Source organism: uncultured Sphingomonas sp. (genome assembly GCF_913774285.1).
In the GTDB taxonomy this organism is placed as follows: Bacteria; Pseudomonadota; Alphaproteobacteria; order Sphingomonadales; family Sphingomonadaceae; genus Sphingomonas.
Window position 1 is genome coordinate 26,356 of record NZ_CAJYHX010000021.1, and the last position, 22,094, is coordinate 48,449.

Consider the following 22,094-nt stretch of genomic DNA (forward strand, 5'->3'; position numbering starts at 1 on the left):
CGTTAGCCGGTTCCAAGATCCGCCAGTTTCGCGAGGAACGCACCCTCACCCGCGCCGCCTTCGGTGCCTGGTTCGACACGCCAGGCTCGACGGTGCAGGGCTGGGAGACCGACGGCAAGCGCGCCAACACCAAGGTGATGAACCAGATTGCGGCGATGGGAATCGCCGAGCATGCGGACTGGCACGTCGCCGTCCGCGACGTGGAGAGTGCAATGGCAAGCTGGACCCCCGATAGCTGGACGCGCGCCGAAGCGCGCCAGATGCCGCAATATCCGGACAAGGGCGCGCTCGACGTGGCCACCCGGCAGCTGAGCAGCTATCCCCCGCTGGTCTTTGCCGGCGAGGCGCGCGAGCTTACCACCGAGCTGGGCAAGGTCGCGCGCGGCGAGGCCTTCCTGCTCCAGGGCGGCGACTGCGCCGAGAGCTTCGCCGAGTTCCACCCGAACAACATCCGCGACACCTTCCGCGTGATCCTGCAGATGGCGGTGGTGCTCACCTTCGCCTCCAAGCTGCCGACGGTGAAGCTCGGCCGCATGGCCGGCCAGTTCGCCAAGCCGCGCTCGGCCGATACCGAGGTAATCGACGGCGTCGAGCTGCCCAGCTACCGCGGCGACAATGTCAACGACATCGCCTTCACGCCCGAAGCGCGGATCCCCGATCCGCAGCGGATGGTGCAGGGCTACAGCCAATCGGCAGCGACGCTGAACCTGCTGCGCGCCTTTGCAAATGGCGGCTATGCCAATCTGCACCAGGTGCATAAGTGGACGCTCGATTTCATGGGCAAGAGCCCCTGGTCGGCCAAGTTCGCCGATGTCGCGGACCGGATCGGCGAGGCGCTCGACTTCATGGAGGCGTGCGGGATCAACCCCGATACCGTGCCGCAGCTCAAGGGCACCGACTTCTACACCAGCCACGAGGCGCTGCTTCTCCCCTATGAGCAGGCGCTGACGCGGCAGGACAGCCTGACCGGCGACTGGTACGATACCTCGGCGCATTTCCTGTGGATCGGCGATCGCACCCGCTTCGAGGGCTCGGCGCATGTCGAGTTCCTCCGCGGCATCGGCAACCCGATCGGGATGAAGTGCGGGCCGAGCCTGGAGCCCGACGCGCTGCTGCGCCTGCTCGACACGCTCAACCCGGGCCGCGTGCCGGGCCGAATGACGCTGATCACCCGCTATGGCCATGACAAGATCGAGGCCGGGCTGCCCAAGCTGGTCCGCGCAGTGAAGCGCGAGGGGCATCCGGTGGTGTGGAGCTGCGACCCGATGCACGGCAACGTCGTCAAGGCGGCGAACGGCTACAAGACGCGGCCGTTCGACCGGATCCTCGCGGAGGTGCGCGGCTTCTTCGCCGTGCACCGGGCCGAGGGCACCTTCGCCGGCGGCATCCATGCCGAGATGACCGGGCAGAATGTAACCGAGTGCACCGGCGGCGCGATCGCGATCACCGAGCAGGGTCTGGCCGATCGCTACCACACGCATTGCGACCCGCGGCTCAACGCGGGTCAGAGCCTCGAACTGGCGTTCCTGCTCGCCGAGATGCTCAACGACGAAATGGCCGAGCGCCGCAAGGCGGCGGCCTGATCCCCGGAGGGCGCGTTGTTCAGCGGAGCAGCGCGCCCGCCAGCGCCCACAGGCCATAGCCGAGCGCGAACACCAGCATCCAGGCGAGCACTGCGCTGCCGACGATGATCGCCAGCCGGGTACGGACCGAGAATTTCTCTTCCTTGGGCGAGGCGTTCCACCCGTCGACGACCGGCGGGGTAGCCTGAGGCGTCGGCAGCGGCGTCTTGGGAAAGGCGATCGGCGTCGCGGCGGGGCCGGACACGGCGGCGCGCAGCTCCGCGTCGCTGAGGGGAGTCACGAACTCGCAGCCATAGATGCCCGCGGTGCCCCACACGACCGATGCCTCGCGCGTCCCGATTCCGGCGATGCCGAGCGCGATCGCGTCGCCCACCTTGAGCTCGGCGCCCGCGACGACGCGGAAGCCGCCGTTCGACAGGTCCTCGATCGTCACGTCGACCGGCGCCCAGTCCGAATCGCGCAGCGTCGCTTCGAGTTCGACGCTGTGCCGCTCGGCCCAGCGTCCGTCCTGATACAGTCGTGCCGCGATACCCATAAGCGCTCCACTGGCGTGCGTTGGGCTCCGCTTTGCACGCGCAGGCGTTGCGAGGCGGTAAACGCCGCGGAAATTATCTTAAGAGTTCATGGTTAACGAAGATTTTTCGGCGACCGCGACAATTTTCGGGTTGCACCGCAACGAAGCGACACGCGGCTGCAACACGGGCCGGGCAAATGATCCCCTGTCGACGCGTTTCGTTCCCCCTCGCGTCGACTCTCCCCGAACTACACGGGGCAGTCCCACGGGGCTGCCCCGGCCTTTTCGGGATCAGGCGTAGAGGTCGACAACCTCCGCGCCTTCGCCTTCGGCCTCCAGCAGCAGTGTCCGATGACAGTGGCACGGATCGCGTTCGTAGCAGAGCAACGCGCTCGGCTTCTCCGCTGCCAGCGCGCGCATCTGCGCGACCTGCGCTTGCGCCTCGGGCAGCCCCAGCTGGACGTCATAGACCTCGCGCAAGGTCGCCACGTCGCCCTTCTTCGCCGCATCGCGCCCGCGCTTGGGGGTGCCGAGCTGCTTGAGATGGACATAGTCGATCCCCGCCTCCCGCAGGCTCGCCGCCAAGCTGGACTTGGAAAAGCCCGGGCGGCGCGACAGCGGCAGCGCGCGCACGTCGATCACCCGCTGCACGCCGGCCTTGGTGAGCGCGGCGAGGAACTCGGCCATGGTGGTGGCTTCATAGCCAATGGTGAAGATCTTCATCGGGGCTCCTTCCCAGCAAGAATGCACGGGGTCCCGACTTCGCCGCAACCGCAAACCAGGCGTTGACCGTGCGCCGAAATCCTGTTATTTCTGAAATTACAGAAATAGAGGAAGCGACGTGATCAGCGACCATCCCGACGCCAAGGCCTTCATCCTCCATTGGGGAGAAATGGGAACGCATTGGGGGGTCAACCGCTCGGTCGCACAGATCCACGCCCTGCTCTATCTCTCCGACACGCCGCTGCCTGCGGAGGACATTGCCGAGGCGCTGGGCCTGGCGCGCTCCAACATCTCCACCGCGCTCAAGGAGCTGATGGCCTACACCATCGTCCGGCGCGTCCATATCGAAGGCGATCGCCGCGACCATTTCGTCGCCGAGACCGACCTGTGGGAGTTGCTGCTGCGCATCTCCGCCGAGCGCAAGCGCCGCGAGATCGATCCCACGCTGGCGCTCCTTGCCGAACTTTCCGAACGGCTCGCAACCGACAAGCACGCACCCGAGCAGCTCCGCGAGCGGATCACGCGGATGCATCAGTTCATCACGACGCTGGGCGACTGGTACGACCAAATGCGCCAGCTGCCCAAGCCCACGCTGGTCACGCTGATGAAGCTGGGCCGCAGAATCGCAACCTTCCTCCCCGGCAAACGCGACGGATAGCCTCCGGCACGCCGAAAGGAGTTTCCCATGTCCGAACTGTCTCCCCGTCGCCGCAAGGCGGCGATCCGAGTGGCGTGCGCGCTGGCGGCCGGCCTTGCCTTCTGCCTCGCCGTCTATCTGCTGCTGACGGCCGCCAATCCCAGCGGGCTGATCAGCTTCTCCTTTCTGGTGATCCTCCCCGCCGCGGTAACCGCCTTCATCCTGGGAATCGCCGATCCGTTCCGCGAGCGCTCGCGCGCCTTCTACACGCGCAAGATCCCGGTGGCGCTCCTGGTGGCGGTGGTGTCGACCTCGCTCGTGTTTCTCTACGAGGGAATCCTCTGCATCGTCATGCTCGCGCCGGTCTGGTATGGCCTCAGCACGCTGGGCGGCTATCTCGCCTGGCGCTGGTTCGGCCCGCGCGACGAGGGGGACGGCCAGACGCTCCGCTCCACCGCGCTGCTGCTCGTGCCGGTGCTGGCGATGCAGGCCGAACCCTATGTTCCGCTGCCCATCGCGAACGTCGTCGTCAGCCGATCGATCGTAGTCGCCGCGGATCCGGCAAAAATCTGGCCGCTCGCCCAGGGCGTGGGCGCGATCGCGCCCAGCGAAGGGACGTGGAACCTCTCGCAGGACGTGATCCGCCTGCCACGCCCGGTCAGCGCCACGCTGGTCGGCGCCGGGCCCGGCGCGATCCGCTATGCCCGCTGGCAGCAGGGTCTGTCGTTCAAGGAAGTGATCACCGACTGGCAGCCGGGCAGGCGCCTATGGTGGCGCTTCCGCTTCGACAAGGACGAGATGGACGGCTGGAAGCTGCAGGACCGCCACCTGATGCCCGACAGCGCCTATTACCGGATCACCGATGGCGGCTATACGCTGGAGCCGCTGGGCGACGGCCGCACGCGGCTGACACTCACCACCCACTATCGGGTGCGGACGCCGGTCAACTGGTATGCCCGGCTGTGGGGCGAGCTGTTCCTCGGCGACGTGTCCAACAACGTCCTTGCGGTGATCGCCCAGCGGGCCGAAGCTGCGGGGGTTGCGCGCTGAGCCGTGGGGACTATGTCCGCCTGCTTCCCCGTTCCAACAGCTAGAGTTTGCCCATGCCCGGCCACGACATCCATATCATCGGCGGCGGCCTCGCCGGATCGGAGGCTGCGTGGCAGCTGGCCCAGGCCGGGCACAAGGTGCGCCTGTCGGAGATGCGCGGTTCGGGCGAAATGACCCCGGCGCATCAAAGCGACCGGCTGGCGGAACTCGTCTGCTCGAACAGCTTCCGCTCGGACGATGCGGACAGCAATGCGGTGGGCCTGCTCCACCAGGAGATGCGCGCGCTCGGCTCGCTGATCCTCACCCAAGGCGACATCCACAAGGTGCCCGCCGGCTCGGCGCTGGCGGTGGACCGCGACGGCTTCGCGGACGGCGTGACCGCGGCGCTGGAGGCGCATCCGAACATCACCATCGTCCGCGAGCGGGTCGACACGCTGCCCGCCGAGGGCCGCACCATCGTCGCCACCGGGCCGCTGACCGCGCCGATGCTGGCGGAGAGCATCGGCCGCGCCACGGGCAAGGACAGCCTCGCCTTTTTCGACGCGATCGCTCCGATCGTCCACCGCGAGTCGATCGACATGGAGATCGCCTGGTTCCAGAGCCGGTGGAACAAGGGCTCGGGCAAAGACTATATCAACTGCCCGATGTCCAAAGAGCAGTATCTCGAATTTCACGCCGCGCTGATGGCCGGCGAGAAGACCGAGTTCCGCGAGTGGGAGAATGTCCCCTATTTCGAAGGCTGCATGCCGATCGAGGTGATGGCCGAGCGCGGGGTCGATACGCTGCGCTACGGGCCGATGAAGGGCGTCGGCCTCGACGACCCGCGCACCGGGCGCTGGCCCTATGCGGTGGTGCAGCTGCGGCAGGACAATGCCAGCGGCACGCTATGGAACATGGTCGGCTTCCAGACCAAGCTCAAATATGCCGAGCAGGTGCGGTTGTTCCGGACCATCCCCGGGCTGCAGAATGCCGAGTTCGCGCGGCTGGGCGGGCTGCACCGCAACACCTTCCTGCGCTCGCCCGAGCTGCTCGACGGTACGCTGCGGCTGAAGAGCGCGCCCAATATCCGCTTCGCCGGGCAGATCACCGGCTGCGAGGGCTATGTCGAGAGCGCGGCAATCGGGATGCTGGCCGGACGCTTCGCCGCGGCGGAGATTGCTGGCGTAGACCTGCCGCCGCCGCCGCGCGAGACGGCGCTGGGGGCGCTGCTGTCGCACATCACCGGCGAGGCGGAGATCGAGACGTACCAGCCGATGAACGTCAATTTCGGGCTGTTCCCGCCGATCGAGGGCCGCACCAAGAAGGCGGATCGCAAGCGGATGTATACCGATCGGGCGCGGGCGGCGTTGAAGGAGTGGCTGGCGGCCTGAGGGGACACAGCAGTCACCCTCACCGTCCCACTGCCTTCGGCAGCGGGTCCCTCCCTCTCCCGCAAGCGGGAGAGGGCATTGGGCTAAAATCCCTCTCCCGCCGGCGGGAGAGCGAGGGAGGCGCGGAGCGCCGGAAGGGTGAGGGTGAGTCCGAGTGAACCCCTACCCCCTCACGTTTCCAGCACCGGCTCCTTCGCCATCGCCAGCGCCAGCGCACGGTGGCGCTTTTCCACCGCCTCGCCGTAGAGCGGCTCGTCGCCATCAGCGAGACTGAGCACCAGCGACGGCCCCTCCAGCCGCAACCGCGAGCGCTTGAGCGGCCGTGCGACCCCGCCGCTCAGCCGCTGGCCGAGCCGCATCGCCAGTCCCCAGCGCTTGGCCTCCGCCAAAGCCTCAGGTGAGGCCAGCCCTTCGAGCGGCACCGGGCTATCGATCGCCCCGCCCAGCGAGGTGTACAGCGCCTGCGCCACGATTGCGCGACCGGCGGCGTCGATGCCGACCCAATTGCCGTGCAGTCCGATCTCCATGCCCCGCTCGGCGCGAAACTCGGGGTTTGCTCGCCAGCCCACATCGGCGAGCAGGCAGGCGGCATGCCGCAGCCGCGCCCACTCCGTCCCGTCGCGAAACAGCGGCGCAAGCCAGGCATCGAGCAGATCGCCATGCTCCGGGAAACGGCCCGAGCGCTGGCCTTCCTCGCGGGCGGCAACGATTAGCGGATCCTGCAGCCGCTCCTCGGCAGAGAGGCGCTGGAACAGCAAGCCTTCGCGCAGGCCGTAGGCCGATACGATCGTTCCGCTGCTGCCGAGCTGCCTGGTCACTGCCACGAGCAGTGCCGCTGCATCGGCCAGCGAGGGAATGCGCGCGCTCGACAGATCAGGCACGGTCTTGAGATCGGCCTTGGTTGCGCCTTCGACGCGACGACCAAGCTCCTCCACCCGGTCGATCGCCAGCGGATAATGATGGACGATCGGCAGCGGATAGTTGCTGAGATGCATGTCGAGCTTGGCGAGCGAGCGCCACGAGCCGCCGACCATGTAGAAGGGCAGCCCCTTCCCCCGCCCCTTCCAGCCTGCCGCCTCGATCATGCGCGTGACCTCGCGCTCCAGCACACCCTTGCCGCGCGCGCGGATCGCGCCAAGGCGAAGGACGCCAAGCGGAAAGGAGACGCGATCCGTCACCGTGCCCGCAACGACGCGGACCAGCTCCAGGCTGCCTCCGCCAAGATCGCCGACAACACCATCGGCTTCCGGGATCCCCGAAAGCACGCCGAGACCGGCTGCGGTCGCTTCCTCGACGCCCGACAGCAATTCAACCTCCAGGTCGAGCGCCTTGGCCATCGCCATCAGCTCGCCGCCATTGGAGGCGTCGCGCACTGCGGCGGTGGCGACGGTGCGCAGCTCGCTCACCTGCATCTCGCGGGCAAGCAACGCGAATCGGCCCAGCGCCGCCCGTGCGCTGGCAAGACCGCCGGCATGGATCGCGCCCGTCTCGGCAAGCCCCTTGCCCAGGCCCGCCATCACCTTCTCGTTGAAGAGGATCGCCGGCAGCCGTGCCGGGCCTTCATACACGACCAGGCGGATCGAATTGGAGCCGATATCGATGATCGCCGTACGCGGCCGGGCGCCTTCGGACTGAGCGCGCGGCTTGCGGAACAGGGCCGTGGCCACCTGCTCAGCCGCCCTTCGTTGCGAGCCGGCGCTTGCGCGGCGACAGCTTGGGCACGGGCTTGCGCGCCTCCACGGCGGCGCCGCGGCCCGAAAGCGAGGGGTTGGTCATGAAATAGCGGTGCAGGTTGAATTCCCCGTCTTCACCCGGGACGATCCGGTCGTAATGGCCATCGGGCGCGAGCAGCCAGCTCTGTTCGTTGTCCAGCAGGTTGGCGACCATCACCTGGTCGAGCACCTGGTCGTGCACGGTCTTGTTGAGCAGCGGCAACATGAACTCGACGCGCCGATCGAAGTTGCGCTGCATCCAGTCGGCCGACGAGATATAGAGCTTGGCGTCGTCATTGGGCAGCGCCTTGCCGTTGCCGAACGCCCAGATGCGGCTGTGCTCCAGGAAGCGGCCGACGATCGACTTGACCCGGATATTCTCGCTCATTCCCGCGACGCCGGGCCTCAGGCAGCAGATGCCGCGCACGATCAGCTCGATCTGCACGCCCGCCGCACTCGCCTGGTAGAGCTTCTCGATGACTGCGGGGTCGACCAGCGAGTTCATCTTCGCCCAGATCGTGCCCGGCCGGCCGGCGCGGACATGCTCGATCTCCTCCTCGATCAGCGCGGTCAGGCGCTTCCGCAGATCACGCGGCGAGATGCCGAGCAGTTCCAGATGCTGCGGTTCGACATAGCCGGTGACGTAGTTGAAGATCTGCGCCGCATCGCGCCCCATCCGCGGATCTGCAGTGAAGAAGCTGAGGTCGGTATAGATCCGCGCGGTGATCGGGTGGTAGTTGCCGGTGCCGAAATGGCAGTAGGTGCGGTAGCGATCGCCCTCGCGGCGGACGACCATCGAGACCTTGGCGTGGGTCTTCCAGTCGATGAAGCCGTAGACGACCTGCACGCCGGCGCGTTCCAGCGCAGTCGCCCAATAGAGGTTCTGCTCCTCGTCGAAGCGGGCCTTGAGCTCGACCACCGCGGTCACCGACTTGCCGGCTTCGGCGGCGGCGATCAGCGCGTTGATGACGGCGGGCTGCTTGCCGGCGCGGTAGAGCGTCTGCTTGATCGCCACCACGTCCGGGTCCGCCGCTGCCTGCTGGAGGAAGCTGAGCACCACGTCGAACGTCTCATACGGGTGGTGGACGATGATGTCTTTCGCCCGGATCGCCGCGAAGCAATCGCCGCCATATTCGCGGATCCGCTCGGGGAAGCGCGCCGAGAAGGGGGTGAACTTCAGGTCCGGCCGGTCCTCGTCGACCAGCATCGACAGGTCACCGACGCCGAGAAAGCCGCCGGTCTCGGTGAGCAGCGCGTCGCTGCCGCCCAGCTCTTCCTTGAGCACCGCTTCGAGATCGGGGGCGATGCCCTCCTCCATCTCCAGGCGAATCACGCGGCCCCTGCGGCGGCGCTTGATCGCAGAGCGGAAGGTGAGGACGAGATCCTCGGCTTCTTCCTCGATTTCGATGTCGCTGTCGCGCAGCACCCGGAAGGTGGCGGCGGCGAGCATCTCGTAGCCGGGGAAGAGCAGCCCCCAGAAATGCTTGATCAGCGTCTCGATCGCGACATAGCGCGCCGGGCTGCCGGGCAGGCGGACGAAGCGCTTGAGCGTCGTCGGCAGCATCACCAGTTCCTGGATCGGCTCGCGATCGGACTTGCGCAGCAGGTTGAAGATCACGCTCGATCCCTGGTTGGGGATGAACGGGAACGGGTGGGCGGGGTCGAGTGCCTGCGGCGTCAGGATCGGGAAGATCTGCTCGCGGAAATGGTTGGCGAGCCATTGCTCGGTCTCGCCCTCGATCGCATCGGCTTCGAGCACGAAGATGTTGGCGACCGCGAGCTGGGCCCGGATGTCCACCCACACCGCCTGCTGCTCGTCGGCGAGCGTCGCGGCCTCGGCGGAGATCGCCTCCAGCTGCTGCGCGGGGGTGAGCCCGTCGGCCGAGCGCGTATCGATATTCTGGAGCTGCTGGCCCATCAGGCCCGCGACGCGGACCATGAAGAACTCGTCGAAATTGCTGCCCGAGATGGAGAGGAAGCGCAGCCGCTCCAGCAGCGGATGGGCGGGGTTGCACGCCTCCTCCATCACGCGGCGGTTGAAGGCCAGCCAGGAGAGCTCGCGGTTGAAGTAACGCGCTTCGGTGGGATCGGCGGGGGCGATGGTCGCAGGTGCGGCGGATTCGGTCATTCGCTCTCGCTATCGTCGGAATGCGTCAAAAGGCTTGCAGCCTGGAGTGTAGTCTTCACCACCGGGATCGACAAACGGCCGTCGGTCTCCATCTCCAGCACATCGGCAACGCGCAGGATGGCGACATGGCTGCGCTCGATGCGCTTGGCGATCCAGGCGATGACCGCGGGCGTGGCGTGCAGCAGGTGCCGGATGAAGGCGCGCTCCAGCAGCAGCGGGATCAGCGCATCATCGGGCGGCCCGATCTCCAGCAGCGGCGAGGCGGCGAGGCGCGAGCGCAGATCGGGCAGCGTCACCTCCCACAGCGGCGGCGCGGCGTCGGCGACGATCAGCAGCGGGCGGCGCGCGCCCTGCGCGTCGTTCCAGGCGTGGAAGATGTCGGCCTCGTCGGCGCGTTCGGCATCGTCGATGATCGTCGCGCCGTTCTTGGCAGCGAAGATCCGCGCGAGCAGGCTGCGGCCGGACTTGCGCGGGCCCACCAGCAGCGCCGCCATGACCGGCCACGTTGCCCAGTGTTCGAGCTGTTGGACGGCGCGGGCGTTCGAGTCGCTGACCAGGAAGTCCGTCTCGCTCGCCTCGGGCAGACCCAGCGGCAGGCGGAGCTGGCTCATTGCGCCTTGGGGGTCGGCGATGCTTGCGGCGCGGCGCCGCGGCGGATGCGGAGCACGCCCGGCCCTTCCTGCACGCTCCAGCCGCGCGACTCGAGTGCGGCGCGGAGAGCCGCCTGCGATCCGTCGAACGACACGCGCATCACCGAGATGCCGCCCAGCGCAAGGCTGGTGGTCGTAGCACTGCGCACGCCCGGCACGCCCCGCACGGCACTTTCCGAGGCGTTGACCGCGGCAGCATTGGGCGTTTCAACCTGCACCGAAAGCGACATGGTGCTGCTCGTCGCCCCCGGCGTGGTCTCCACGCTCGGCAGCGGCGTCGGCAGCGGGGTTTCCTCGGGCGTCGGCGCGGCAGGCTGCGCGACCGGCGGCCGCGCCGCGAGCACCGCATCGGTATGCAGCCGGCCGTCGGTCAGCGCCGCCTGATAGGCCTTGTCGATCCGAGCCACGGCGGTGTCGAAAAGCGCGTCGATCGCGTCGCCATTGTCGATCCGCAGCGCGAAACTGGTGATCGGATCCTTGTCCGGCCCATGCGTCGCCGAGAAGATGCCGACGATCGGCCCGCCCGGATAGTCGCGGCGCAGCTGCACCTCGGCAACGAGCGTGTCGACCGCGCCATATTGATCGAGGATCGTCCGCCACCAGTTGCGACCGTGGCGCAGCGTCTGGCCGGTATTGACCAGCAGCCGGTCCGCGCCGGTACCGCGCAGGCGGACATAGTCGATCGTGCTGCCCGCGGCGCGCAGCCGGTTCCAGGCGCGCGCCCAGGCGGTATCGCGCTCGAACACTTGGCCGACGCCGCCCGAATATTGCAGCGGCACCAAGAGCATCGGCGGCGAATGGGTGACCGCGATCGACACGCCCAGGATCGAGCCTGCCTTGGCGCGATCGAACTGTACGCCGAGGCTGGCGATATAGCGGTTGGGCCCGATCTGCTCGCGCTCGACGACGATGCCGGTGACGATCGCGTCCAGCGCCGAATCGGAGAGCGAGCCCGGCTTGCCGGTGAGCTGCTGCGATAGCATCGACCAGCCCTTGCGCTGCGCGATCCGCCAGCCGCCCTGACGCGCGATGTCGGCGCTCTTGCCCGAGACGTCGACTTTCACGCCGCTCACTTCGAAGCTGCCGGCGGTGCCTACGGGTGCTACGGGCGCCCCGCCCTGCCCGCGTGCCGCCATGATGCCCGCACCGGCGAGCGCGAGCGCCGAAAGGGCGCCAAGGACGGTTTTGGGACGGCGAAACTGCATGCGGGCGCCCTTTTGGCGAACCGGGCGTGGAAATCCAAGCGCGTTGTGGCTAGGGCGCTCTGCCATGAGCGACACCAAGGCGGGCGACGGCCCCTACACCTATGCCCAGGCGGGCGTTTCGATTGCGGCGGGCAACGCGCTGGTGCGCGCGATCGGCCCGCTTGCCCGTTCCACCCGGCGCGCGGGCGCGGACGCCGATCTGGGCGGCTTCGGCGGCATCTTCGACCTGAAGGCCGCGGGCTTCACCGACCCGCTGCTGGTCGCGGCGAACGACGGCGTCGGCACCAAGCTGAAGCTGGCGATCGAGCACAACCATCATGACGGCGTCGGCATCGACCTCGTCGCGATGTGCGCCAACGATCTGATCGTGCAGGGCGCCGAGCCGCTGTTTTTCCTCGATTATTATGCGAGCGGCAAGCTCGACAACGCGGTCGCCGAGCGGGTGATCGCGTCGATCGCCGAGGGCTGCCGCCAGGCTGGCTGCGCGCTGATCGGCGGCGAGACCGCCGAGATGCCGGGCATGTATGCGGACGGCGACTATGACCTTGCAGGCTTCTGCGTCGGCGCGGTCGAGCGCGACCGGCTGCTCGACGGCAAGAAGATCGCGGCGGGCGACGTGCTGCTCGGCCTCGCCTCGAACGGCGTGCACTCGAACGGCTTCTCGCTGGTGCGGCGACTCGCGGCGGACAAGGGCTGGAAGCTCGATCGCCCGGCGCTGTTCGACCAGGAGCGGCTGCTGATCGACGCGCTGATGGCGCCGACTCGGATCTATGTCGCCAGCCTGCTGCCCGAGTTGCGCAAGGGCACCATCCACGGCCTCGCCCATATCACCGGCGGCGGCCTGCTGGAGAATGTACCGCGCGTGCTGCCCAAGGGTACCCATGCCCGCATCGACGCGGACGCCTGGCCGCTGCCGCGGCTGATGGCGTTCCTGCAAGCGCAGGGCAATATCGAGCCCGAAGAGATGGCGCGCACCTTCAACTGCGGCATCGGCATGGTCGCGGTGGTCGCCGCCGACCAGGCCGGGGCCGTGTCGGCAGCGCTGACCGCCGCGGGCGAGACGGTGTTCCCCATCGGCTCGATCGAAGCGGGCGAGCGCGGCTGCACCGTGGTCGGCGGCGACGAGACCTGGAGCGCGCGCGCGCCGTGGAGCGCCACGCATCATGGGTGATTGCCGAGCGCTCGCAGAATGCGCTCCCCTCCCGCTCGCGGGAGGGGTCGGGGGAGGGGCTGAGCAGTACCGCCAGCCTTCCCTCTCCATGTCAGCCCCTCCCCTAACCCCTCCCGCAAGCGGGAGGGGAATTTGAAGAAGCGACTCGGCATTCTGATCTCGGGCCGCGGATCGAACATGGCCTCGCTGGTCGAGGCCGCCGCGGCGCCGGACTGCCCCTATACGGTCGCGCTCGTCGCCAGCGACAAGCCGGAGGCGGCCGGGCTCGCCTGGGCCGCCGAGCGCGGCGTGCCGACCTTCGCGCAGAGCCCCAAGGGCATGCGCAAGGCCGAGTATGAAGCTAAGATCGATGCGGCGCTGCGCGAAGCCGGCGTCGAGGCGATCGCGCTCGCCGGCTATATGCGACTGCTGTCCGACGACTTCGTCGCGCGCTGGCGCGGGCGGATCGTCAACATCCACCCCTCGCTGCTGCCCAAGTACAAGGGCCTCGACACGCACGCTCGTGCCATCGAGGCGGGCGATGCCGAGGCGGGCGCCTCGGTCCATATCGTCACCGAGGAACTCGATGGCGGCGAAGTGCTCGGCCAGGCCCGCGTGCCGATCCTGCCGGACGACACCGCCGACAGCCTTGCCGCCCGTGTGCTGGCCGAGGAGCACAAGCTCTACGCCAAAACGCTCGCCGACTGGCTCCGGGGCTGAGAATCTGCGGATATTTGGCCGTCATCCCGCGTTCATCCCCGTCAATACCGAACAAGGGGAAATCACGGACATGGCCAAGGACTCGGCGCTCACGCCGGAGGAAGAAGGCGGGATCGCCACGGCCGAACTCGGGCTGGTGCTGCTCGACGGCCCCAATGGCGTCGCCGTCGCGATGACCCCCGAGGCCGCCGAGGCCACCGGTCGCAGCCTGCTCGCTGCAGCCGAAGCGGCGGCGGGCCAGCGCGAACGGGGCGAAACGGGTTATTGAGACTTGTGCTGTTATGCTGCCCGCGCCGATAAGGGGCGCGGATGATCAAGGTCGCCAGCTATAACATGCGGAAGTCGATCGGCACCGACCGACGACGCCGACCGGAGAGGACGCTCGAGGTACTGCTCGAGGTCGACGCCGATGTGATCGCCTTGCAGGAGGCCGATCGGCGCTTCGGCGCGCGCGAGGCGGTGCTCACCCAAAGCCTGCTCGCCGAGCACAGCCCGTGGAAGCCGGTGCACTTCGGCATGCGCGCCCGCTCGATGGGCTGGCACGGCAATGCGCTGCTGGTCCGCAAGGAGGCTGAGATCCTCGGCTGCGCGGCGCTCCATTTGCCCACCCTGGAACCGCGCGGCGCGGTGATGGCGGATCTCCGCATCCAGGGGCAGAAGCTGCGCGTGCTGGGCATGCATCTCGACCTGTCCGGCCTTTGGCGTCGGCGGCAGGCGCATGCGATCCTCACCCAGCTGGCGGACCTCCCGCCGATGCCGACCGTGATGATGGGCGACCTCAACGAATGGAGCGCCGATCGCGGCTGCCTGCGCGACTTCGCCCAGCATTTCGCCTTCGCGGCGACCGGCAAGAGCTTCCACGCCCGCCGCCCGATGGCGCGACTCGACCGGATCATGGCCTCGCCCGAGCTCGCCTTGGGCGAGGCCGGCGTGCACCACAGCCTGGCGGCGCGCACCGCCTCCGACCACCTCCCCGTCTGGGCGGAGGTGCGGCACCGCTGATGCAGGAGACGCAGGAGAAGGAACTGCGGCTGGCGCTGGTCTGCTATGGCGGGATCAGCCTGGCGGTGTACATGCACGGCATCACCAAGGAGGTGTGGCACCTCGCTCGCGCGAGCTGCGCCGAGCGCGAGGGCACCCCGCTCCAGAGCGTCTACCGCGAGCTGATCGAGGACATTCGCGATCGCAGCGGGCTCAACCTGCGCGTGCTGATCGACATCCTGTCGGGTGCCAGTGCGGGCGGAATCAACGCGGTGTTCCTCGCGCAGGCGATCGCCACCGGGCAGTCGCTCGATCCCCTCACCGCGATGTGGCTCGACCATGCCGATGTCGACGCGCTGCTCGCCCCCAGCCAAGGCCCGTCGCACCGCTTCGCCAAGATCTGGGCCAAGCCGATCGCCTGGATGCTCTCCAACCGCGAGCATGGCGTCGAGGAGACGGTGGAAGCGGGTGCACGCGCGGAGGTACGCGAGAAGCTCGAGCGCTTCGTCCGCTCGCGCTGGTTCGAGCCGCCCTTCGGGGGCGAACAGCTGCTCAAGACGCTGCTCGCCGCGTTCGACAAGATGGCCCGGGGCCCCGCCGAGCGCCGGTTGCTGCCCGAGGGCCAGCCGCTCGACCTGTTCGTCACCGCCACCGACTTCCGCGGCCATGCCGAGACGCTGCGGCTCAACACGCCGCCGGAAGTGGTGGAGACCGAGCATCGCCTCGTCTTCAGCTTCACCGACCACGGCCGCGGCACCGGCATCGCGCATCCTGCCGCCTTGGGCTTTGCCGCCCGCGCCACCTCGAGCTTCCCCGGCGCCTTCCCGCCCCTGATGGTCGAGGAGCTCGACAAGGTGCTCGCCGATCGCGGCGAGACCTGGGCGGGGCGCGACGCCTTCCTCCAGCGCGCGCTGCCCGAGCAATGGGCGGAGAGCCGCGCCGAGAAAGCCGTGCTGATCGACGGATCGGTGCTGGCCAATGCGCCGTTCGAGCCCGCGATGGACGCGCTGCGCGAGCGCCCTGCCCGCCGGCAGGTCGACCGCCGCTTCGTCTTCCTCGACCCGACCCCGGACATGCGGTTCGACTTCTACGGCCCACGCCAGGAGCGTCCCGGCTTCTTCTCGACGCTGATCGGCGCGCTGTCCGAACTGCCGCGCAAGCAGCCAATCCGCGACAATCTCGACGCGATCGCCGCCCGCTCGGACCGGATCGAACGGATGCTCGCCATCGTCGCCGAAATACGTGCGGAAGTGGAAGCACAGGTCGAGTCGCTGTTCGGCTACACGCTATGGCTGGATTACCCGACGCCCAAGCGGCTGGCTGCGTGGCGCAAGCGCGCGCAGGTCGCGGCGGCTGCCAAGGCGGGCTATGGCCATACCGCCTATGCATTGCTCAAGGTCGACGGCGCGATCGACCGGACCGCGCGGCTGCTGCAGGCGCTTGCCGGGCAGCAGGATGGGCAGAAGCTTCGCTCGCTCGGCCGCCGCCTGCGCGAGGCGGTGCGGACGCGCGGTGCCGACCGGTTCGGCGCATCGCTGCCCGGCGGCGCTTCGCCCGAAGCGCTCGATTTCCTGCGCGGCCACGACCTCGGCTTCCGTATCCGCCGCCTGCGCCTGCTCGCCCGCCGACTCGCCGAGCTTGAACAGTCCGCCCCGCGCGGCGCGATGCGGCCGATGCGCGACGCGATCTATGGCGCGCTGGCCGCCTATCTTGAGCTAAAACGCTCGGACACCTTCGCCGACCTCCAAGATCGGCTGGCGGGCGATCCCGGCGCGGTGCTCGACACGCTTGCCGAGCGGATGCAGCTGCGTGCGCTCGACCGCCAGACCGACGAGGTGCTCTCGGCCGGGTTCAGCGCACTCTCGAAGGAACTGCGGCGGCCGATGCTGCTCGCCTATCTCGGCTTCCCCTTCTTCGACATCGCCACGCTGCCGCTGCTCCAGGGCGAGGGCATGGACGAGTTCGATCCCATCCGCGTCGACCGCATCTCGCCCGAGGACGCCAAGGCGATCCGCACCGGCGGCGTCGCGGCGATGCTGAAAGGCAACCAGTTCAACAATTTCGGCGCCTTCTTCAGCCGAGCGTATCGCGAGAACGACTATCTCTGGGGCCGCCTCAACGGCGCCGACCGGCTGATCGACATCGTGCTCTCCACCCTCGACGCCGAGGCGCGGCCCGATGCCGAACATGTCGCCGCGCTCAAGCGCCGCGCCTTCCACGCCATCCTCGACGAGGAGGCGCCCGCCCTCACCGCGATCCCCGGCCTGATCGCCGAACTGCGCGCCGAAATCGGCTGAGCCTTGGCAAGCGGGCCCGCTCGGGCCTAGAAGGCCGGTCAGGATTTGCCAGGAAGGGAGCGGAATGCGGTTTCTGAAGGTGCTGTTGTGGCTCCTGCTCGGCGGCGTGATCGCCGGGTTCGTGATCTACAATGGCGAGCAGCGCGTGAGCATCCAGCTCTGGGGCGGGCTCGTCGCCGATATCAGCCTGCCGCTGCTGCTGATCGTCGTGTTCCTCGCCGGCTTCCTCCCGATGCTGGTCGCCTATCAGACGCTGCGCTGGCGGATGCGACAGCGCTTCGCCGGGCTGGAACGCGCCCTTGCCGACCTTCGGTCGATCCCCGCCACGCCTGCGCCGCGCTTCGAACCGGTCACCGAACCCGCCGCGGAGCCGCGCACATGAGCAGCCGCATCTATGTCGCGCTCGACACGCCCGAGCTGGAAAAGGCCAAGGCGCTTGCCCAGAAGGTCCGCCACCATGTCGGCGGGATCAAGCTGGGTCTCGAATTCTTCATGGCGAACGGACGCCACGGCGTGCACGAGATGGCGGAGATCGGCGTGCCGATCTTCCTCGACCTCAAGTTCCACGACATCCCCAACACCGTCGCCAAGGCGATCCAGGCGCTGCGGCCGCTCAACCCCGCCATTCTGACGGTCCACGCCGCTGGCGGCCGGGCGATGCTGGAGGACGCCAAGGCGGCCGCGCCCGAGGGCACCAAGGTCGTCGCGGTGACGATGCTGACCAGCCTCGACGGCGACGACATGACCGCGATCGGCCTCAAGCCCGATCCGCACGAGCAGGTAATGCGGCTGGCCGAACTCGCGCGCTCGGCGGGCGTCGACGGCATCGTCTGCTCGGGCGAGGAAGTGAAGGCGGCGCATGCGGCGTGGAAGGACGGCTTCTTCGTCGTTCCCGGCGTGCGCCCTGCAGATGCGCATGTCGGCGATCAGAAGCGCGTCGTCACGCCGCGCAGCGCGGTGGATGCAGGTGCCTCGATCCTGGTGATCGGCCGGCCCATCACACAGGCCGAGGATCCGGACGCAGCTGCGCGCGCAATTGCCGCGACGCTTTGAGAAAAAACGGATTTCCCCGCCTACAAGAGAGGGGAAGCTTCCGGAACGACCATGCCCCTCGCCATCCGTCCTGCCCTGTCCGCCGACCTGCCGGCGATCCACCCCGTGATCGAACGCGCCTATCGCGGTGAGACCGCGCGCCAGGGCTGGACGCACGAGGCGGACCTGATCGAGGGGCCGCGTACCAACCTCGAAACGCTGACCGCGATTGTCGAGGATGCTGCGCAAGTGCTGCTGAGCGCCTGGGAGGACGGCGCCGCGATCGGCTGCGTCAACGTGGCGAACCGGGGCGGCGGCACCGCCTATCTCGGGCTGCTCTGCATCGATCCGCTGCGCCAGGCGGGCGGTCTCGGCCGCCAGCTGATCGCCGCTGCCGAGGCACATGCCCGCGACGTCTTCGGTTGCACGCGGATGGAGATGACGGTGATCGAGGAGCGTCGCAAGCTGATCGATTACTATGTGCGCCGCGGCTATGCCGAGACCGGCGAGCGCCGCGACTTCCCGATCCCGCTCGACCCGCCGCTGTTCATGACGGTGCTGGCCAAGCCGCTGGTCTAGCGCCTACAGGGCAGACCATGCCCGCAACCGCGAAAATCTGTGGCCTGTCCACGCCCGAGACGCTCGACGCCGCCGTGGCCGGTGGTGCCAGCCATATTGGCTTCGTCTTCTTCCCGCCGAGCCCGCGCCATCTCAGCTTCGACAAGGCACAGGGACTCGCCGCGCGCGTGCCGGGGCATGTTCAGCGCGTCGGCGTGTTCGTCGACCCCGATGATGCCCTGCTCGACGCGGCGATCGCCGCAGGGCGGCTCGAGGTGATCCAGCTCCACAAGGTCACACCCGAGCGCACTGCCGCGGTGAAGGCGCGCACCGGCCTGGAGACCTGGACCGCGCTGGCGGTTAAGACCCGCGCCGATCTCGCCCCCGCCGCCGCCTTCCGCGGTGCCGCCGACCGGCTGCTCTACGACGCCAAGGCCCCCGAGGGCGCCAAGGTGCCCGGCGGCACCGGACTGCGCTTCGACTGGACCCTGCTCGACGGCTTCGCCCACCCCCTGCCCTGGATCCTGTCCGGCGGGCTGGATGCCGGCAATGTCGGCGAGGCGATCCGCGTCACGGGTGCCCGCCTGGTGGATGTCTCTTCGGGCATCGAGGCCGCGCCGGGCATCAAGGATGTGGACAAGATCGTCGCATTCCTTAAAGCCGTGGCCCGATCATGAACGCACCAAACTCCTTCCGCGCCCAGCCCGACGACCGCGGGCATTTCGGCCAGTTCGGCGGACGCTTCGTCGCCGAGACGCTGATGCCGCTGATCCTCGACCTGGAGCGCGAATACACCGCCGCCAAGGCCGATCCCGCCTTCCAGGCCGAGTTCGACGACCTGCTCGAACATTATGTCGGCCGCCCGAGCCCGCTCTATTACGCCGAGCGGCTGACCGATGCCCTGCGCGAGAACGCGCCCGAGGGCATGGGGGCCGAGATCTGGTTCAAGCGCGACGAGCTGAACCATACCGGTGCGCACAAGATCAACAATTGCATCGGCCAGATCCTGCTTGCCCGCCGCATGGGCAAGACGCGGATCATCGCCGAGACCGGCGCCGGCCAGCACGGCGTGGCGACCGCCACCGTCTGTGCCCGCTTCGGCCTGCCCTGCGTGATCTACATGGGCGCGACCGACGTCGCGCGGCAGCAGCCCAACGTGTTCCGCATGAAGCTGCTCGGCGCCGAAGTGGTGCCGGTCACCTCGGGCGCGGCGACGCTCAAGGACGCGATGAACGAGGGCCTGCGCGACTGGGTCGCCAATGTAGAGGACACCTTCTATATCATCGGCACCGCCGCCGGCCCGCACCCCTATCCGGAGCTGGTCCGCGACTTCCAGTCGGTGATCGGCCGCGAGGCGCGCGCGCAGATGCTCAAGCGCACCGGCAAGCTGCCCGACCTGCTCGTCGCCGCGATCGGCGGCGGGTCCAACGCAATCGGGCTGTTCCACCCGTTCCTCGACGATGCCGACGTGCAAATGCTCGGCGTCGAGGCGGCGGGCGAAGGGCTGGACAAGCGCCATGCCGCCAGCCTCGCGGGCGGCGCGCCGGGCATCCTCCACGGCAACCGCACCTATCTGCTGCAGGACGAGGACGGCCAGATCACCGAGGCGCATTCGATCTCGGCGGGTCTCGACTATCCGGGCATCGGGCCGGAGCACGCCTGGCTGCGCGATATCGGCCGCGTCGAGTACACGGCGGTGACCGACACCGAGGCGCTCGACGCCTTCCAGCTGCTCTGCCGCACCGAGGGCATCATCCCCGCGCTCGAGCCGAGCCATGCCATTGCGGCGGTGGCCAAGGTCGCCCGCACGTTGCCTCGCGACAAGGTGATCCTCGCCAACCTGTGCGGTCGCGGCGACAAGGACATCTTTACCGTGGCCGACGCGCTGGGAGTGCAGATGTGATGACCAAGCGCTACCAGCCTGCGCTCCCCTCCCGCTTGCGGGAGGGGTCGGGGGAGGGCCTGACCGGCCTCGCCTCGAACTGCCATCCCCTCCCCCAGCCCCTCCCGCAAGCGGGAGGGGAGCAATGACCCGGCTCGCCAACGCCTTTGCCCGCGCCGCCGAGCAGGGCCGCGCCGCGCTGGTGACCTTCGTCACCGCCGGCGATCCCACCCCCGGCGCGACCGCCGCGATCCTCGACGCGCTGATCGCGGGCGGGGCGGACGTGATCGAGCTCGGCATGCCGTTCACCGATCCGATGGCGGACGGTCCCGCGATTCAGGCAGCGAACCTGCGCAGCCTCGCCGCCGGCACCACCACCGCCGATGTGCTCGCCATCGCCACAGCGTTCCGCGCACGCCATCCGGACGTGCCGCTGGTCCTGATGGGCTATGCCAACCCGATGACCCGCCGCGGTCCGGAGTGGTTCGCCAGCGCCGCGCGCGATGCCGGCGTCGACGGGGTGATCTGCGTCGACATCCCCGCCGAGGAAGACGACAGCCTCGGCGAAGCGCTCCGCGCCGCCGGCATCGGCAATGTCCGCCTCGCCACCCCGACCACCGATGCCACCCGCCTGCCTGCGGTGCTGGGGGGCGCCTCCGGGTTCCTCTATTATGTCTCCGTCGCCGGGATCACCGGGCTGCAGCAGGCGGCTACCGCCTCGATCGAGGCTGCGGTTGCCCGCCTTAAGGCCGCGACCGATCTGCCGATCGCGGTAGGTTTCGGCGTCCGCACCCCCGAACAGGCTGCCGCCATCGGCCGCGTCGCGGACGGCGTGGTTGTCGGCTCGGCGATCGTCGAGCTGGTCGGCCGCCACGGCGCGGATGCGGCCGAGCCCGTCCGTGCCTATATCGATACGCTGAAGACGGCGCTGGTCGCCGCACGCAAGGAAGTCGCATGAGCTGGATTTCGCGCGTCCGCAACGCGCTCGCCTATGTCACCACCCGTGGCGAGGAGAGCCCCGACAATCTCTGGCACAAGTGCAAGGGATGCGGACAGATGGTCTTCATGAAGGAGTTCGAGGAGAACCAGAATGTCTGCCCGCACTGCGATTACCATGATCGCATCGGCGCGACCAAGCGCTTCGAGCAGCTGTTCGACGACGGCGCCTACAAGCTGCTGCCCAGCCCCAAGGTTGCCGAGGACCCGCTGAAGTTCCGCGACTCCAAGCCCTATACGGCGCGGATCAAGGCGGCGCGGGCGAGCACCGGCGAGCAGGACGCCTTCCAGAACGCCAGCGGCACGATCCTCGGCCACAAGGCGGTCATCGGCGTGCAGGACTTTGCGTTCATGGGCGGATCGATGGGCCAGGCGGTGGGCGAGGCGTTCATCGCTGGCGTCGAGACCGCGATCGCATCGCGATCGCCCTATATCGTCTTCACCGCTTCGGGCGGCGCGCGCATGCAGGAGGGCATTCTCAGCCTGATGCAGATGCCGCGCACCACCGTGGCGATCGAGATGCTGCACGATGCCGGGCTGCCCTATATCGTCGTGCTGACCGATCCGACCTCGGGCGGCGTGATGGCGGCCTATGCGATGCTGGGCGACGTCCAGATCGCCGAGCCGGGTGCGACGCTCGCCTTCACCGGCCGCCGCGTGATCGAAAACACGATCCGCGAGAAGCTGCCCGACGATTTCCAGACCAGCGAATATTATCGCGACCACGGCCTCGTCGACATGGTGACCCACCGCAAGGAACTGCGCGACACACTGGGCCAGCTGATCGGCCTGCTATGCGAGGCGCGCGCGGCGGCGTAATGCGTCAGGGGATGTGCAACCAGTTTGCGCTCCCCTCCCGCTTGCGGGAGGGGTCGGGGGAGGGGCTGACCGTAGCGTCGACCGGCT

22 protein-coding genes are annotated in these 22,094 nt (G+C 68.5%); 16 read left to right on the forward strand and 6 right to left on the reverse strand.

Going from position 1 to position 22,094, the window contains the following annotated elements; translation table 11 throughout:
* The first annotated feature begins 212 nt into the window (after positions 1–212).
* Positions 213–1,583 carry a class II 3-deoxy-7-phosphoheptulonate synthase gene (locus tag QZ670_RS09575; protein ID WP_294254776.1) on the forward strand — a complete coding sequence of 457 codons (1,371 nt, stop codon included), beginning with the start codon at positions 213–215 and terminating at the stop codon, positions 1,581–1,583.
* A 19-nt stretch (positions 1,584–1,602) separates the two neighbouring features.
* Here QZ670_RS09575 and QZ670_RS09580 read toward each other — a convergent pair whose 3' ends face one another.
* Positions 1,603–2,118 (reverse strand): PilZ domain-containing protein, encoded by a 516-nt coding sequence (locus tag QZ670_RS09580; RefSeq protein WP_294254353.1) that lies wholly within the window; start codon positions 2,116–2,118, stop codon positions 1,603–1,605.
* A 270-nt stretch (positions 2,119–2,388) separates the two neighbouring features.
* Positions 2,389–2,820 carry a DUF488 domain-containing protein gene (locus tag QZ670_RS09585; RefSeq protein ID WP_294254355.1) on the reverse strand — a complete coding sequence of 144 codons (432 nt, stop codon included), beginning with the start codon at positions 2,818–2,820 and terminating at the stop codon, positions 2,389–2,391.
* A 169-nt stretch (positions 2,821–2,989) separates the two neighbouring features.
* Here QZ670_RS09585 and QZ670_RS09590 point away from each other — a divergent pair, with 169 nt between their 5' ends.
* Genes QZ670_RS09590 through trmFO form a run of 3 tightly spaced genes read left to right on the forward strand, consistent with a single transcriptional unit; the run spans position 2,990 to position 5,877 of the window.
* On the forward strand, positions 2,990–3,478 hold the full coding sequence (locus QZ670_RS09590) for a MarR family transcriptional regulator (RefSeq protein WP_294254777.1): 489 nt from the start codon (positions 2,990–2,992) through the stop codon (positions 3,476–3,478).
* A 27-nt stretch (positions 3,479–3,505) separates the two neighbouring features.
* Positions 3,506–4,507, forward strand: coding sequence for an SRPBCC family protein (locus QZ670_RS09595; protein ID WP_294254357.1), 1,002 nt, complete (start codon positions 3,506–3,508; stop codon positions 4,505–4,507).
* Between the two features lie 53 nt (positions 4,508–4,560).
* Entirely contained in the window at positions 4,561–5,877 is a 1,317-nt protein-coding gene (gene trmFO, locus QZ670_RS09600; protein ID WP_294254361.1) for a methylenetetrahydrofolate--tRNA-(uracil(54)-C(5))-methyltransferase (FADH(2)-oxidizing) TrmFO, read from the forward strand.
* A 170-nt stretch (positions 5,878–6,047) separates the two neighbouring features.
* On the opposite strand, the gene QZ670_RS09605 is transcribed toward trmFO, so the two are convergent.
* Genes QZ670_RS09605 through QZ670_RS09620 form a run of 4 tightly spaced genes read right to left on the reverse strand, consistent with a single transcriptional unit; the run spans position 6,048 to position 11,572 of the window.
* Complete coding sequence (locus QZ670_RS09605; RefSeq protein ID WP_294254363.1) at positions 6,048–7,544, reverse strand: Ppx/GppA family phosphatase; 1,497 nt, start codon at positions 7,542–7,544, stop codon at positions 6,048–6,050.
* Between the two features lie 4 nt (positions 7,545–7,548).
* Entirely contained in the window at positions 7,549–9,717 is a 2,169-nt protein-coding gene (locus QZ670_RS09610; RefSeq protein ID WP_294254365.1) for an RNA degradosome polyphosphate kinase, read from the reverse strand.
* Positions 9,714–10,328: a chromosomal replication initiator DnaA gene (locus QZ670_RS09615; RefSeq protein ID WP_294254367.1), complete on the reverse strand. Its 615-nt coding sequence runs from the start codon at positions 10,326–10,328 to the stop codon at positions 9,714–9,716. The genes QZ670_RS09610 and QZ670_RS09615 overlap by 4 nt, the downstream gene beginning before the upstream one ends.
* The gene (locus tag QZ670_RS09620; RefSeq protein WP_294254369.1) at positions 10,325–11,572 is read right to left on the reverse strand and encodes a heavy-metal-associated domain-containing protein; all 1,248 of its coding nucleotides are present in this window, start codon (positions 11,570–11,572) and stop codon (positions 10,325–10,327) included. The genes QZ670_RS09615 and QZ670_RS09620 overlap by 4 nt, the downstream gene beginning before the upstream one ends.
* A 64-nt stretch (positions 11,573–11,636) precedes the next feature.
* On the opposite strand from QZ670_RS09620, the gene purM reads away from it, so the two are divergent.
* The 12 genes from purM to accD all read left to right on the forward strand — a co-directional run bounded on the left by purM (position 11,637) and on the right by accD (position 22,007).
* On the forward strand, positions 11,637–12,743 hold the full coding sequence (gene purM / locus QZ670_RS09625; protein WP_294254372.1) for a phosphoribosylformylglycinamidine cyclo-ligase: 1,107 nt from the start codon (positions 11,637–11,639) through the stop codon (positions 12,741–12,743).
* A 177-nt stretch (positions 12,744–12,920) separates the two neighbouring features.
* Positions 12,921–13,442, forward strand: a complete 522-nt coding sequence (gene purN, locus QZ670_RS09630; RefSeq protein ID WP_294254779.1) for a phosphoribosylglycinamide formyltransferase — start codon at positions 12,921–12,923, stop codon at positions 13,440–13,442.
* A 70-nt stretch (positions 13,443–13,512) separates the two neighbouring features.
* A complete protein-coding gene (locus tag QZ670_RS09635; protein ID WP_125973576.1) occupies positions 13,513–13,710 on the forward strand; it encodes a hypothetical protein in 198 nt (65 codons plus the stop codon).
* Positions 13,711–13,751: 41 nt separating this feature from the next.
* The gene (locus tag QZ670_RS09640; RefSeq protein ID WP_294254377.1) at positions 13,752–14,444 is read left to right on the forward strand and encodes an endonuclease/exonuclease/phosphatase family protein; all 693 of its coding nucleotides are present in this window, start codon (positions 13,752–13,754) and stop codon (positions 14,442–14,444) included.
* A complete protein-coding gene (locus QZ670_RS09645) occupies positions 14,444–16,720 on the forward strand; it encodes a patatin-like protein (RefSeq protein WP_294254379.1) in 2,277 nt (758 codons plus the stop codon). Before QZ670_RS09640 ends, QZ670_RS09645 begins: the two co-directional genes overlap by 1 nt.
* 64 nt (positions 16,721–16,784) lie before the next feature.
* Complete coding sequence (locus QZ670_RS09650; protein WP_294254381.1) at positions 16,785–17,102, forward strand: LapA family protein; 318 nt, start codon at positions 16,785–16,787, stop codon at positions 17,100–17,102.
* Positions 17,099–17,773 carry an orotidine-5'-phosphate decarboxylase gene (gene pyrF / locus QZ670_RS09655; RefSeq protein ID WP_294254383.1) on the forward strand — a complete coding sequence of 225 codons (675 nt, stop codon included), beginning with the start codon at positions 17,099–17,101 and terminating at the stop codon, positions 17,771–17,773. Before QZ670_RS09650 ends, pyrF begins: the two co-directional genes overlap by 4 nt.
* A gap of 51 nt (positions 17,774–17,824) precedes the next feature.
* A complete protein-coding gene (locus QZ670_RS09660; protein WP_294254386.1) occupies positions 17,825–18,331 on the forward strand; it encodes a GNAT family N-acetyltransferase in 507 nt (168 codons plus the stop codon).
* A 17-nt stretch (positions 18,332–18,348) separates the two neighbouring features.
* Positions 18,349–18,987 (forward strand): phosphoribosylanthranilate isomerase, encoded by a 639-nt coding sequence (locus QZ670_RS09665; protein ID WP_294254389.1) that lies wholly within the window; start codon positions 18,349–18,351, stop codon positions 18,985–18,987.
* Entirely contained in the window at positions 18,984–20,213 is a 1,230-nt protein-coding gene (gene trpB, locus QZ670_RS09670; RefSeq protein ID WP_294254392.1) for a tryptophan synthase subunit beta, read from the forward strand. The genes QZ670_RS09665 and trpB overlap by 4 nt, the downstream gene beginning before the upstream one ends.
* Positions 20,214–20,337: 124 nt before the next feature.
* On the forward strand, positions 20,338–21,150 hold the full coding sequence (trpA, locus tag QZ670_RS09675; RefSeq protein ID WP_294254395.1) for a tryptophan synthase subunit alpha: 813 nt from the start codon (positions 20,338–20,340) through the stop codon (positions 21,148–21,150).
* On the forward strand, positions 21,147–22,007 hold the full coding sequence (gene accD, locus QZ670_RS09680; protein WP_294254399.1) for an acetyl-CoA carboxylase, carboxyltransferase subunit beta: 861 nt from the start codon (positions 21,147–21,149) through the stop codon (positions 22,005–22,007). The genes trpA and accD overlap by 4 nt, the downstream gene beginning before the upstream one ends.
* Positions 22,008–22,094 lie beyond the last annotated feature (87 nt).

Bases quoted from the DNA above. Each gene is read 5' to 3' on its own strand.
- QZ670_RS09590 (WP_294254777.1), top strand. From the start codon at position 2,990: ATGGGAACGCATTGGGGGGTCAACCGCTCGGTCGCACAGATCCACGCC.
- trpB (WP_294254392.1), top strand. From the start codon at position 18,984: ATGAACGCACCAAACTCCTTCCGCGCCCAGCCCGACGACCGCGGGCAT.
- accD (WP_294254399.1), top strand. From the start codon at position 21,147: ATGAGCTGGATTTCGCGCGTCCGCAACGCGCTCGCCTATGTCACCACC.
- QZ670_RS09615 (WP_294254367.1), bottom strand. From the start codon at position 10,328: ATGAGCCAGCTCCGCCTGCCGCTGGGTCTGCCCGAGGCGAGCGAGACG.
- QZ670_RS09635 (WP_125973576.1), top strand. From the start codon at position 13,513: ATGGCCAAGGACTCGGCGCTCACGCCGGAGGAAGAAGGCGGGATCGCC.
- QZ670_RS09580 (WP_294254353.1), bottom strand. From the start codon at position 2,118: ATGGGTATCGCGGCACGACTGTATCAGGACGGACGCTGGGCCGAGCGG.
- QZ670_RS09620 (WP_294254369.1), bottom strand. From the start codon at position 11,572: ATGCAGTTTCGCCGTCCCAAAACCGTCCTTGGCGCCCTTTCGGCGCTC.
- QZ670_RS09660 (WP_294254386.1), top strand. From the start codon at position 17,825: ATGCCCCTCGCCATCCGTCCTGCCCTGTCCGCCGACCTGCCGGCGATC.
- QZ670_RS09650 (WP_294254381.1), top strand. From the start codon at position 16,785: ATGCGGTTTCTGAAGGTGCTGTTGTGGCTCCTGCTCGGCGGCGTGATC.
- trmFO (WP_294254361.1), top strand. From the start codon at position 4,561: ATGCCCGGCCACGACATCCATATCATCGGCGGCGGCCTCGCCGGATCG.
- QZ670_RS09575 (WP_294254776.1), top strand. From the start codon at position 213: ATGGCAAGCTGGACCCCCGATAGCTGGACGCGCGCCGAAGCGCGCCAG.
- trpA (WP_294254395.1), top strand. From the start codon at position 20,338: ATGACCCGGCTCGCCAACGCCTTTGCCCGCGCCGCCGAGCAGGGCCGC.
- purN (WP_294254779.1), top strand. From the start codon at position 12,921: ATGGCCTCGCTGGTCGAGGCCGCCGCGGCGCCGGACTGCCCCTATACG.
- QZ670_RS09665 (WP_294254389.1), top strand. From the start codon at position 18,349: ATGCCCGCAACCGCGAAAATCTGTGGCCTGTCCACGCCCGAGACGCTC.
- pyrF (WP_294254383.1), top strand. From the start codon at position 17,099: ATGAGCAGCCGCATCTATGTCGCGCTCGACACGCCCGAGCTGGAAAAG.
- QZ670_RS09610 (WP_294254365.1), bottom strand. From the start codon at position 9,717: ATGACCGAATCCGCCGCACCTGCGACCATCGCCCCCGCCGATCCCACC.
- QZ670_RS09585 (WP_294254355.1), bottom strand. From the start codon at position 2,820: ATGAAGATCTTCACCATTGGCTATGAAGCCACCACCATGGCCGAGTTC.
- QZ670_RS09645 (WP_294254379.1), top strand. From the start codon at position 14,444: ATGCAGGAGACGCAGGAGAAGGAACTGCGGCTGGCGCTGGTCTGCTAT.
- QZ670_RS09595 (WP_294254357.1), top strand. From the start codon at position 3,506: ATGTCCGAACTGTCTCCCCGTCGCCGCAAGGCGGCGATCCGAGTGGCG.
- QZ670_RS09640 (WP_294254377.1), top strand. From the start codon at position 13,752: ATGATCAAGGTCGCCAGCTATAACATGCGGAAGTCGATCGGCACCGAC.
- purM (WP_294254372.1), top strand. From the start codon at position 11,637: ATGAGCGACACCAAGGCGGGCGACGGCCCCTACACCTATGCCCAGGCG.